Source organism: Streptomyces sp. NPDC018610, assembly GCF_044391765.1.
Taxonomy (GTDB): domain Bacteria; phylum Actinomycetota; class Actinomycetes; order Streptomycetales; family Streptomycetaceae; genus Streptomyces.
In genome coordinates, this window is the sequence record NZ_JBISAL010000009.1 from 392,298 (window position 1) to 402,955 (window position 10,658).

The following is a 10,658-nucleotide window of genomic DNA, read 5'->3' on the forward strand; positions in this document are numbered from 1 at the left end:
CGCAGACTGTTACATCATATGAACGGAAAGTAGCTCAACGACGCGCCGAGTCCGCGCGGCGAGAACCCGACCGCGCGGCGAGAACCCGACCGCGCGGCCGGAACCGAACCCGACCGCGCGGCGGGGCAAGGCTCGCCCACGACGTTCAAGAGCCGCGTTCAGCGCGGCGTACCCCGCCGCGGCCGGTTCGAGCAGCTCGCGCGGTACGCCTCCGGCTTCACCGGCTCGCCGCTCTGCTTCCTGCTCCGCCTCCTCCTCGTCGGCTGCTTCGTCGCCGCCCACGCGGCACACCTGGACGTGGAACTGCTCCCGCCGGCGGGCGAGTCCATGACCGCGTCACGCCGCTCCTGCTCGCGCTGCTGAAGGACTCCGAGATGCGTGCCGGACGCGCCGTCCAGCGCAAGCTCGACGTCCTCGCCCGGGCCCTGCTGGAGAGGAACGAGGACGAGGGCGGCGATGCCTTCGAGGAACTGAGGAATGCGATCCGGATGGAGGAAGAGACCCGGCGAAGCGGCGCGAAACGCCGGGGCGGTCCTTCACCCGGTCCGACAAAAGGTCCACGATGCCGCGTCATGGACATCCTGCTCGTCGCCAGCGCGTTCAACAGCCTGTCCCAGCGCGTGTACGCCGAACTGTCGGACCGCGGGCACCGGGTGGACGTCGTCCTCGCCTCGCACGGAGCCGACGCCGTCCGGGCCGCCGTGGCCCGCGACCGCCCCGAGCTGATCATCGCCCCGATGCTCAGGACGGCGCTCCCCGAGGACCTGTGGCGCGAGCACACCTGCCTCATCGTGCATCCCGGGCCCCCCGGGGACCGCGGCCCGTCCTCCCTCGACTGGGCCGTCGCCGACGGGGCCGCGCACTGGGGCGTCACCGTCCTGCGGGCCGAGGCCGCCATGGACGCCGGCGACATCTGGGCGTCGATGCCCTTCGAGACCGCGCCCGTCGGCAAGAGCGACCTCTACCGCAACGAGGTCTCCGACGCCGCCGTGGCCGCCGTGCTGCTGGCGGTGCGGCGCCACGCCGAGGGCTCGTACAAACCGATGCCCCAGTCCGACCCCGCCGTCCAGGTCGTCTGGCGCGACCCCGTGCGGCAGCCGCAGCGGCGCGTCGACTGGGAGGGCGACGACACCGCCACCGTGGTGCGCAAGCTCCGCGCCGCGGACTCCCAGCCCGGCGTGCTCGACCGGATCCTCGGCCGTGAGGTCTTCCTGCACGGCGGCCACCCCGAGGACCGGCTGCGCGGACGCCCCGGGGAACTGCTCGCCACGCGGGCCGGAGCGGTCTGCCGCGCCACCCGGGACGGCGCCGTGTGGATCCCCGAACTCAGACCCCGCAAGGCCTCCGGCGACCCGGCGCCCTTCAGACGCCCGGCCACCTCCGTGCTCGGCCCCACCGGGCTCGCCGAGGCCGGCGTCCCGCTCGAACTGCCGCCCGGGCGGAACACCTGGACCGACATCCGCTACCGGCAGCACGGCGACACCGGCTTCCTGGCCTTCTCCTTCCCCGGCGGAGCGATGAGCACCGACCAGTGCCGCAGACTGCTCGCCGCCTACCGCCACGCGCTCGCCCGCCCCACCTCCGTCCTGGTCCTCGGCGGCGTCCGCGACTTCTTCTCCAACGGCATCCACCTGAACGTCATCGAGGCGGCCGAGGACCCCGCCGCCGAGTCCTGGGCCAACCTCAACGCCATGAACGACCTCGTCGAGGCGGTGCTGCGCACCACCGACCGGCTGGTGGTCGCCGCGCTCGGCGGCAACGCGGCCGCGGGCGGCGTCATGCTCGCCCTCGCCGCCGACGAGGTGTGGTGCCGCACCGGCACCGTCCTCAACCCGCACTACCGCAGGATGGGCCTGTACGGCTCGGAGTTCTGGACCTACAGCCTGCCCCGCCGGGTCGGCGAGGAGACCGCCGGACGGCTGACCGCCGAGGCCCTGCCGGTGAGCGCCGCCACCGCCCACGGCCTGGGCCTGGTGGACCGGCTGGTCCCCGTCCCCGCACGGGAGTTCGCCGCCGAGACCGGCCGGATGGCGACCGAGCTCGCCGCCGGATCGGACCTCGGCCGGCGGATCGCGGCCAAGGCCGCCGCCCGCGAACGCGACGAGGCCCTGCGGCCGCTCGCCGACCACCGCAGCGCCGAACTCGCCCGCATGCGCGACATCTTCTTCGACCCCGGCGCCCCCTACCACGCGCTGCGCTCGACGTTCGTCCGCAAGACACCCGGCGGCAGCCCGCACCCCCTGAGCCCGGCCGCCGACCCGCTCGCCGGGAGCACCCGATGACGGACCGCGCCGCCCCGCCCGTCCGGCTCCTGGTCGCCGGCGTCGGCAACATCTTCCTGGGCGACGACGCCTTCGGGTGCGAGGTGCTGCGGGCCCTCGCCACCCGCCCGCTGCCGCCCGAGGTCATGGTGCGGGACTTCGGCATCCGCGGCCTCGACCTCGCCTACGAACTGCTCGCCGGGCACGACACCGCCGTCCTGGTCGACGCCGCCCCGCGCGGCCACCGGCCCGGCACCCTCTCCCTCATCGAACCGGACCTCCCGGACGGTGACGCCTGCGCCCCGCCGGAGGCCCACGGCATGGACCCGGCCAAGGTGCTCGCCCTGGCCGCCCGTCTCGGCGACGGGCCGCTGCCGCGCGTTCTCGTCCTGGCCTGCGAGCCCGAGACGGTGCCCCGCGGCGACGAGGACATCGCGCCCGGGCTCAGCACCCCCGTGCGTGAGGCCGTCGAACACGCCGTCACGGCCCTGCACACCATCGTCGCGGCGCTGCTCGCCGACCCGGCGGCCACCCCGTCGTTGCGCCGCCCGGACGAATCCGCCCCGCCGCCCACGGCTGCGCTGCCGCACCTGAGCGTCGGCGCGGCCCAGGATCGATGACGGAAGCCGGCCGCCGCGGACAGCGGCGGCGAACAGCGGACAGTCCCCAGCCCAACCGACCCCGAGGAGACGTGCCATGTGCCGGTCCGCCGACGTCAAGCAGGCCGTGCTCGCCAAGAACGACGACCTGGCCCGGGTTCTGCGCGAGGACCTGACACGGCAGGGCGTCACCGTGGTCAACCTGCTGTCCAGCCCCGGCAGCGGCAAGACCGAGCTCCTCGGCCGGGTGCTGGCCCGCGCGGTCGCACGGGGTGTCCCGGCCGCCGCGCTCACCGCGGACCTGGCCACCGAGAACGACGCCCGCAGGCTGGCCCGTTCGGGCGCTCCCGTGCGACAGGTCCTCACCGACGGCCTGTGCCACCTGGAGGCCCGCCAGCTGCGCGGCCACGTCGAGGGCTGGCTCCCCGAGGGCACCGCCGTGCTGTTCGTGGAGAACGTCGGCAACCTCGTCTGCCCGGCCTCCTACGACCTCGGCGAGACCCTGAGGATCGTCCTGATGGCGGTGACCGAGGGCGAGGACAAACCGCTGAAGTACCCCACCGCCTTCGGCTCCGCCCATCTGGTCGTGACCACCAAGACCGACCTCGCCGGACCCGCCGGCTTCGACGAGGACGCCTTCCGCGCCAACGTGCGCCGGGTCAACCCGGGGGTGGAGATCGTACGGACCTGCGCCCGCACCGGCGACGGCGTCGACACCGTCCTGGAACGGGCGCTCGCCGCCCGCCACGGCGTCCCGCCCCACCGCCCGCCCCTCGCCCCCCGCCCGCACGACCACGGCCACTCGCACGACGACGACGCCCACGGCCACGGCGACCCCGACGGTCACGCGCACGACGACGCCCACGGCCATCGGCACGACGGCGTCCACGGCCACACCCGCGACGAAGCCCACGGCCACCCCGACGCCCACCCGCACGAGGGCCCCCGCGAACACCCCCACCCGGCGCCGGCCCCCGCACCCGCCCCCGCCTCATGACCGCCCCGGTCACCGGCCAGGTACGCCGCCGGCTCACCGTGCGGGGCACCGTGCAGGGCGTGGGCTTCAGGCCGTACGTGCACCGCCTCGCCGCCGATCTGGCACTGGCCGGCTTCGTCAGCAACACCGCGAGCGGCGTGCTGATCGAGGTCGAGGGCCCGGCGGACGGCGTCGCCCGGTTCTGCGACCGGCTGACCCGCAGGCCGCCCCCGCTGGCCGCCGTCACCGGCATCGGAGCCGAGGATCTGCCCGCCACGGGCGCCACCGGCCCGTTCGCCATCCGCCCCACCGAGCACTCCGCCGGCCGCACCCACCTCCCGCCCGACACCGCTACCTGCCCCGACTGCCTGGGCGAACTCGCCGACCCCGCCGACCGCCGTCACCGGCACCCCTTCATCACCTGCACCCACTGCGGCCCCCGCTTCACCGTCGCCACCGCGATGCCCTACGACCGCGCCGCCACCACCATGGCCGGCTTCCCGATGTGCCCCGCCTGCGCCCGTGAGTACGCCGACCCCCTCGACCGCCGCTTCCACGCCCAGCCCGTCGCCTGCCCCGACTGCGGCCCCCGGCTGCGCCTGGTGCCCGGCAGGGACAGCGGCCTGCGCCCGGCCCGCGACGGCGACGCCCTCGCCGCGGCGCGGGCCCTGCTCGCCGCGGGACGCGTCGTCGCCGTCAAGGGCGTCGGCGGCTACCACCTGGCCTGCGACGCCACCGACGCCCACGCCGTCGCCACCCTGCGCGCGCGCAAGGAACGCGGCGGCAAGGCGTTCGCGGTGATGTGCGCGGACCTCGCCACCGCCGAGCGGATCGCCGAACTCACCGACAGCGAACGGGCCGTGCTCACCGGGCCCCGGCGTCCCATCGTCCTGCTGCGCCGCCGCGGCCGGACCGACGGGCTCCGCGTCAGCGACGAGGTCTGCCCCGGCAGCCCCCACATCGGCGTGCTGCTGCCCTACACCCCCGTGCACACCCTGCTGTTCGGACTGCCCGGCGACCCGCCCGGCCCCCGCGTACTCGTCATGACCAGCGGCAACCGCTCCGGCGAGCCCATCGTCACCGACGACGAGGAGGCGCTGACCCGCCTCGCCGGCCTGGCCGACGCCTGGCTCGCCCACGACCGCCCCGTCGCCTCCCCCTGCGACGACTCGCTGCTGCGGGTGCGCCCCGACGGCACCGAGCAGGTGCTGCGCCGCTCCCGCGGCTACGTGCCGCGCCCGCTGCGCCTGCCGCTGCCGGTACGCCCCGCCCTCGCGCTGGGCGGCGACCTGAAGAACACGCTCTGCGTCGGCGACGGCGAACACGCCTGGTTCGGCCCGCACATCGGCGACATGGACGACCTGGCCACCCAGGAGGCCGCCCGGCGGGCCGAACGGCACCTGCTGCGGCTGACCGGAGTCACCCCCCGCCTCGTCGCCGCCGACCGCCACCCGGGATACCACTCCGCCCGCCGGGCCCGCCGACGAGCGGCCGGACCGGGCGCCCCGCAAGCGGTGTTCGTCCAGCACCACCACGCCCACATCGCCTCGGCGATGGCCGAGCACGGTCTCGACGGCACCGCTGCGGTGATCGGCATCGCCTTCGACGGCACCGGATACGGCGACGACGGCACCGTGTGGGGCGGCGAGATCCTCCTCGCCGACTACGCGGGCCACCGCCGCTTCGCCCACCTCGCCCCCGCCCCGCTGCCCGGCGGCGACGCCGGCGTCGCCAACCCGTGCCGCCTCGCGCTGGCCCGGCTGTGGGCCGCGGGCCTGCCCTGGGACCCCCGGCTGCCCAGCGTCGCGGCCTGCGCGCCCGGGGAGGCGCAGGTGCTGCGACGGCAGCTGGAACGCGATCTGGCCTGCGTGCCGACCTCCAGCATGGGCCGCCTCTTCGACGCCGTCTCCTCCCTCGCCGGCGTCTGCCACCGCGCCCACTACGAGGCACAGGCCGCCCTGGAACTGGAAGCGGCGGCCACCGCAGTCCGGGACGCGGACGCGGCGGCGTACCCCTTCGGGTTCACCTCCGGGTCCGGACCGCTGCTCCTGGACCCCGCGCCCATGCTGCGGGCCCTCCTCGACGACCAGCGGCGCGGCACCCCGCCGCCCGTCCTCGCGGCCCGGTTCCACCGGGGCGTGGCCCGGGCCGTGGCGGAGACCTGCCGGCGCGCCCGCACCGCCACCGGTCTGGCCACCGTCGTCCTCAGCGGCGGCGTCTTCGCCAACGGGCTGCTGGAGGAGGAGTGCGCCACGCTGCTGACGGCGGACGGCCTCACCGTGCTGCGCCACGGCGAGGTCCCGCCCGGCGACGGCGGACTGGCCCTCGGGCAGCTGGTCGTGGCGGCGCACGAGCGACGGCGCGAGTGACCGGGCCCACGGCGCCCGGGCGTACGGGGCGGCCCGGCGGGAGCACGGACCCGACGCGCGGGCGACCGCGCGGCCGGCGGACCACAGACAGCGACGAGACGGAGTGACCCATGTGCTTGGCAGTGCCCGGCAAGGTCGTGTCCATCGACCACCGCGCCGACCCGCTCACCGGCCTGATCGACTTCGGCGGAGTGCGAAAACAGGCGTGCCTGGAGTACCTGCCCGACCTGCGGGTGGGGGAGTACGTCATCGTCCACGTCGGCTTCGCCCTGCAACGGCTGGACGAGGAGTCGGCCCGCGCCTCCCTGGAACTCTTCGAGCAACTCGGTCTGCTCGAGGAGGAGTTCGGCGATCCCTGGGCGCAGGCGGCACAACAGTCCGAGGACACGGCACCGCGGCCGGCGGGCGCCGTCGCGGGCGAGGAGAGCGGGAGTGAGGCCCGGTGAAGTACATCGACGAGTTCAACGACCCCGATCTGGCACGGCGGTTGCTGGACGAGATCCACGCCACGGTCACCCGGCCGTGGGCGCTGATGGAGGTCTGCGGCGGCCAGACCCACTCGATCATCCGGCACGGCATCGACCAACTCCTTCCGGAAAAGCTGGAGTTGATCCATGGACCCGGCTGCCCGGTGTGCGTGACCCCGCTGGAGGTCATCGACAAGGCACTGGAGATCGCCGCGCGCCCCGACGTCGTCTTCTGCTCGTTCGGGGACATGCTGCGCGTGCCGGGCACCGACCGGGACCTGTTCCGTGTCAAGGGGGAGGGCGGTGACGTACGGGTGGTGTACTCGCCGCTCGACGCGCTCCAACTGGCGCGCCGGCACCCCGACAAGCAGGTGGTGTTCTTCGCCATCGGCTTCGAGACGACCGCGCCCGCCAACGCCATGGCCGTGCACCAGGCCCGCCGCCTGGGCCTGGACAACTTCAGCCTCCTGGTCTCCCACGTGCGGGTCCCACCGGCCATCGAGGCCATCATGACCGCCCCCGCCTGCCGGGTGCAGGGCTTCCTGGCCGCCGGACACGTGTGCAGCGTCATGGGCACCGCCGAGTACCCGGAACTGGCCGAACGGCACCGCGTCCCCATCGTGGTCACCGGCTTCGAGCCGCTGGACATCCTGGAGGGCATCCGCCGCGCCGTCCACCAGCTGGAGCGCGGCGAGCACCGGGTGGACAACGCCTACCCGCGGGCGGTGCGCGAGAGCGGCAACCCTGCCGCCCTGCGCATGCTGGAGGAGGTCTTCGAGGTCGTCGACCGCTCCTGGCGCGGCATCGGCCGCATCCCGGCCAGCGGCTGGCGGCTGTCGGAGGCCTACCGCGCCTACGACGCCGAGCACCGCTTCGACGTCACCGGCATCCGCACCGAGGAACCGGCGGTGTGCCGCGCCGGCGAGGTCCTCCAGGGCCTCATCAAACCCACCGAGTGCTCCGCCTTCGGCACCATCTGCACCCCGCGCACCCCGCTCGGCGCCACCATGGTCTCCAGCGAGGGCGCCTGCGCCGCCTACTACCTGTACCGCCGGATGAACGCGGACGCCCCCCAGGGCGCGCCCCTCACGCCCGGCGCGCCCGCGCCGCAGGGCGCCCGCGTTCCGCAGGAGGAGATGAACCCCGTTGGCTGAACTGGCTCCCGCGGCGGCCGAGGCCCCCGTCGACCCCGTGAACTGGACCTGCCCGGCCCCCCTGCGCGACCAGCCGGTCGTGGTCATGGGCCACGGCGGAGGCGGCGCCCTGTCCGCGGAACTGATCCAGGACGTCTTCGCCCCGGCCTACGGCAACCCCCTCCTGGCGGGCATGGGCGACTCCGCCGTCCTCCACCTGGGCGGCGCCCGGCTGGCGTTCTCCACCGACTCCTACGTCGTACGGCCGCTGTTCTTCCCCGGCGGCAGCCTCGGCGACCTCGCGGTCAACGGCACCGTCAACGACCTGGCGATGAGCGGGGCCCGGCCCGCCTTCCTCTCCGCGGCCTACGTCCTGGAGGAGGGCGTGGAACTGGCCGTCGTGGACCGGATCGCCCGCGCCATGGGGGCGGCGGCCGAGGCGGCCGGCGTCATCGTGGCCACCGGCGACACCAAGGTCGTGGAGGCCGGTCACGGCGACGGCGTCTACGTCACCACCGCCGGCGTGGGCCTCGTCCCCGAAGGGGTGGACATCCGCCCGCAGCGGGCCCGGCCGGGTGACGCCGTGATCGTCAGCGGCCCCATCGGCCTGCACGGTGTGGCCATCATGAGCGTCCGGGAGGGCCTGGAGTTCGGTGTCGAGGTCGCCAGCGACACCGCGCCCCTGGCGGACCTGGTGGCGGCCATGCTGGCCGTCACCCCGGACATCCACGTGCTGCGCGACCCCACCCGGGGCGGACTCGCCGCCTCGCTCAACGAGATCGCCCGCGCCTCCGGCACCGGAGTCCGGCTGACCGAACGCGCGATCCCCGTCCCGGAGGCCGTCGCCAACGCCTGCGGCTTCCTCGGCCTCGACCCGCTCTACGTGGCCAACGAGGGCCGGCTCGTCGCGTTCGTGCCGCCGGACGAGGCGGACGCGGTCCTCGACGCCATGCGTGCCCATCCCCAGGGCTCCGGCGCCGTGCTGATCGGCGAGTGCGTCGCCGAGCACCCCGGCATGGTCGTCGTCGCCACCGGCCTCGGCGGCACCCGCGTCGTCGACCTGCCGCTCGGTGAGCAGCTCCCGCGCATCTGCTGATCCGCGCGTGCGGACCCGTCGGCGCTGACGCGCCGGCGGGTCCGCCTTCGACATGACGGCTCGTCAGGAAGCGGGTGCGGACGCCGGGTCGATGCCGATGATCTCCAACTCTCTTCCGCCGCGCAGATCCTGCGAGGGGCGGTCGCAGCGCGGGCACCAGAAGAACGGCGGCATCCCCACCGCGAACTCGGCCGCGCACGCGTCGCAGTACGCCCGCCCCGTCACCCGCTCGACGACGAGCCGGGCCCCGGCCAGGGCGGTGCCCTCGCGGGCCACCTCGAAGGCGAAGTCCAGCGCTTCGGGCGCGACGCCGGACAGCTCGCCCACCCGCACCGTCACCGCCGAGACGGCCCCTGTCCCGTCCGCCCGGGCGAGTTCCCCGGCCCGCTCCACGATCGCGGACGCGATCGACAACTCGTGCACGGCAACTCCCTGTCGCTCGGCTCGTCCCTGTCGCCGCCGCTCACCGCCGCTCGGTCAGCTTCCCGAAGAACTCCTCGAGGGCCGGCCACACCCGGCCGCCGCCCGACAGACCCCGCCACTCCCGCCGGACGACGGCGATCATCCGGAAGCAGTCGTCCACCGGCACGATCCAGTGATGGTCGAGACCGTGCACGGTGTTCACCAGCAGCGCCTCCACCTCCGGCTCCACCGAGGCGAGTTCGGGGCACTGATCGGCGGCCCGCCGCCAGGCCGCGGCGTCCACCTCCCACCGCATGGCCCCCGCGGGGCTCGGCCCCTGGGCGGTGACCGTGCCGTCGGCGTGCGGCACGAAGAACACCAGGCCGACCGGCACACCCAGGGCCTCGGTGTCCACCCGGCGCAGCCGGAGCCGTCGCCGGGGGACGGGCCGGAAGCGGTCGCCCGCGCCGTCCCCGGCGAACAGCACCGAGCAGGGGCGGCAGGCGCACCGCACCTCCGCCTGTTCCGTGTCGTACAGGTGCGGATGCTCGTCCGGCACCGGGGCGGCGCACAGTTCGCAGGACTCCGCCGACGCTGCCGCCGTACGGTCGGCCGAGGAGCGGATCAGCCGGGCCAGCGCGCCGTCCCCGCTCATGTGGACTCCCGCGTCCGGGCCGCGCCGCCGTCCCGGCGCGTCAGGGAACCCAGCGGCACGAACGCGGGCGCCGCCCGCCGCTCCTCGGGCACCGGTTCCACCGCCGTCAGTTCGGGAGCGGCGGCGAGGACCGCCTCGCGCACCGCCTCCGTGACGTCCACCGCGCCGCTGCCGCTGCCGCAGCCTCCGCCGCAGCCGCCGCCCGTGCTCAGGCGCACCCGGGCCACCTGTCCGTCCAGGCCGGCCCACTCCACGTCGCCGCCGCGCTCGCGCACGGCCGGGCGCAGCCGCTCCACGGCCCGGGCGGCCCGCTGCTCCGGGGACTCCGGGTGGATTCCGTGCAGCACCATCAGGTGCCCCAACAGTTCGTCGTCGGTGAGCTGTCGGGCGAGCGACGGGCCTGCCTGGGCCAGGACCCGGGCCAGCGCCTCGCCGTAGACCTCGGTGAGCAGTCCCACCGCCTCCAGCGCGGAGCGCACGGTGGGACCGGGTGCGGACTCCAGACCGGCGAGCACGTCGTCGATTCTCGCGAGCCGCGCCTCGATCTCCGGGTCCCCGAGCCGGCCGCCGGGGGAGGTGTGTCCCGGCTCGGTCATGACTGGCTGCCGTAGGTGGGGGTGTGGGTGGTGGTGAGGGTTTTGCCGTTGCCGAGGTACATGTGGACGCCGCAGGGGAGGCAGGGGTCGAAGCTGCGGACGGT

11 protein-coding genes are annotated in these 10,658 nt (G+C 75.2%); 7 read left to right on the forward strand and 4 right to left on the reverse strand.

Annotated features, from left to right (window positions below):
• Positions 1–9 precede the first annotated feature (9 nt).
• Entirely contained in the window at positions 10–282 is a 273-nt protein-coding gene (locus tag ACH5A8_RS24465; RefSeq protein ID WP_399005271.1) for a hypothetical protein, read from the reverse strand.
• A 290-nt stretch (positions 283–572) separates the two neighbouring features.
• On the opposite strand from ACH5A8_RS24465, the gene ACH5A8_RS24470 reads away from it, so the two are divergent.
• The 7 genes from ACH5A8_RS24470 to hypE all read left to right on the forward strand — a co-directional run bounded on the left by ACH5A8_RS24470 (position 573) and on the right by hypE (position 8,901).
• Positions 573–2,282, forward strand: coding sequence for an enoyl-CoA hydratase-related protein (locus tag ACH5A8_RS24470; protein ID WP_399005336.1), 1,710 nt, complete (start codon positions 573–575; stop codon positions 2,280–2,282).
• Positions 2,279–2,881 carry a hydrogenase maturation protease gene (locus ACH5A8_RS24475; RefSeq protein WP_399005273.1) on the forward strand — a complete coding sequence of 201 codons (603 nt, stop codon included), beginning with the start codon at positions 2,279–2,281 and terminating at the stop codon, positions 2,879–2,881. Before ACH5A8_RS24470 ends, ACH5A8_RS24475 begins: the two co-directional genes overlap by 4 nt.
• 76 nt (positions 2,882–2,957) lie before the next feature.
• On the forward strand, positions 2,958–3,857 hold the full coding sequence (gene hypB / locus ACH5A8_RS24480; protein WP_399005275.1) for a hydrogenase nickel incorporation protein HypB: 900 nt from the start codon (positions 2,958–2,960) through the stop codon (positions 3,855–3,857).
• Complete coding sequence (hypF, locus tag ACH5A8_RS24485) at positions 3,854–6,205, forward strand: carbamoyltransferase HypF (protein WP_399005277.1); 2,352 nt, start codon at positions 3,854–3,856, stop codon at positions 6,203–6,205. The genes hypB and hypF overlap by 4 nt, the downstream gene beginning before the upstream one ends.
• Positions 6,206–6,315: 110 nt before the next feature.
• On the forward strand, positions 6,316–6,651 hold the full coding sequence (locus tag ACH5A8_RS24490; RefSeq protein ID WP_399005279.1) for a HypC/HybG/HupF family hydrogenase formation chaperone: 336 nt from the start codon (positions 6,316–6,318) through the stop codon (positions 6,649–6,651).
• Positions 6,648–7,826, forward strand: coding sequence for a hydrogenase formation protein HypD (gene hypD, locus ACH5A8_RS24495; RefSeq protein ID WP_399005281.1), 1,179 nt, complete (start codon positions 6,648–6,650; stop codon positions 7,824–7,826). Before ACH5A8_RS24490 ends, hypD begins: the two co-directional genes overlap by 4 nt.
• On the forward strand, positions 7,819–8,901 hold the full coding sequence (hypE, locus tag ACH5A8_RS24500) for a hydrogenase expression/formation protein HypE (protein WP_399005283.1): 1,083 nt from the start codon (positions 7,819–7,821) through the stop codon (positions 8,899–8,901). Before hypD ends, hypE begins: the two co-directional genes overlap by 8 nt.
• A gap of 63 nt (positions 8,902–8,964) precedes the next feature.
• Here the strand turns inward: hypE and hypA are convergent, their stop codons facing one another.
• From hypA to ACH5A8_RS24515, 3 genes are read right to left on the reverse strand one after another with little or no spacing between them, the layout of a single operon-like run.
• Complete coding sequence (gene hypA / locus ACH5A8_RS24505) at positions 8,965–9,324, reverse strand: hydrogenase maturation nickel metallochaperone HypA (RefSeq protein WP_399005285.1); 360 nt, start codon at positions 9,322–9,324, stop codon at positions 8,965–8,967.
• Positions 9,325–9,364: 40 nt separating this feature from the next.
• The gene (locus tag ACH5A8_RS24510; RefSeq protein WP_399005287.1) at positions 9,365–9,958 is read right to left on the reverse strand and encodes a DUF5947 family protein; all 594 of its coding nucleotides are present in this window, start codon (positions 9,956–9,958) and stop codon (positions 9,365–9,367) included.
• Positions 9,955–10,554: a NifU family protein gene (locus ACH5A8_RS24515; protein ID WP_399005289.1), complete on the reverse strand. Its 600-nt coding sequence runs from the start codon at positions 10,552–10,554 to the stop codon at positions 9,955–9,957. Before ACH5A8_RS24515 ends, ACH5A8_RS24510 begins: the two co-directional genes overlap by 4 nt.
• Positions 10,555–10,658 lie beyond the last annotated feature (104 nt).

Excerpts from the sequence above, each read along its gene's own strand:
- ACH5A8_RS24515 (WP_399005289.1), bottom strand. The coding sequence starts at position 10,554 with ATGACCGAGCCGGGACACACCTCCCCCGGCGGCCGGCTCGGGGACCCG.
- ACH5A8_RS24490 (WP_399005279.1), top strand. The coding sequence starts at position 6,316 with ATGTGCTTGGCAGTGCCCGGCAAGGTCGTGTCCATCGACCACCGCGCC.
- ACH5A8_RS24470 (WP_399005336.1), top strand. The coding sequence starts at position 573 with ATGGACATCCTGCTCGTCGCCAGCGCGTTCAACAGCCTGTCCCAGCGC.
- ACH5A8_RS24510 (WP_399005287.1), bottom strand. The coding sequence starts at position 9,958 with ATGAGCGGGGACGGCGCGCTGGCCCGGCTGATCCGCTCCTCGGCCGAC.
- hypF (WP_399005277.1), top strand. The coding sequence starts at position 3,854 with ATGACCGCCCCGGTCACCGGCCAGGTACGCCGCCGGCTCACCGTGCGG.
- hypB (WP_399005275.1), top strand. The coding sequence starts at position 2,958 with ATGTGCCGGTCCGCCGACGTCAAGCAGGCCGTGCTCGCCAAGAACGAC.
- ACH5A8_RS24475 (WP_399005273.1), top strand. The coding sequence starts at position 2,279 with ATGACGGACCGCGCCGCCCCGCCCGTCCGGCTCCTGGTCGCCGGCGTC.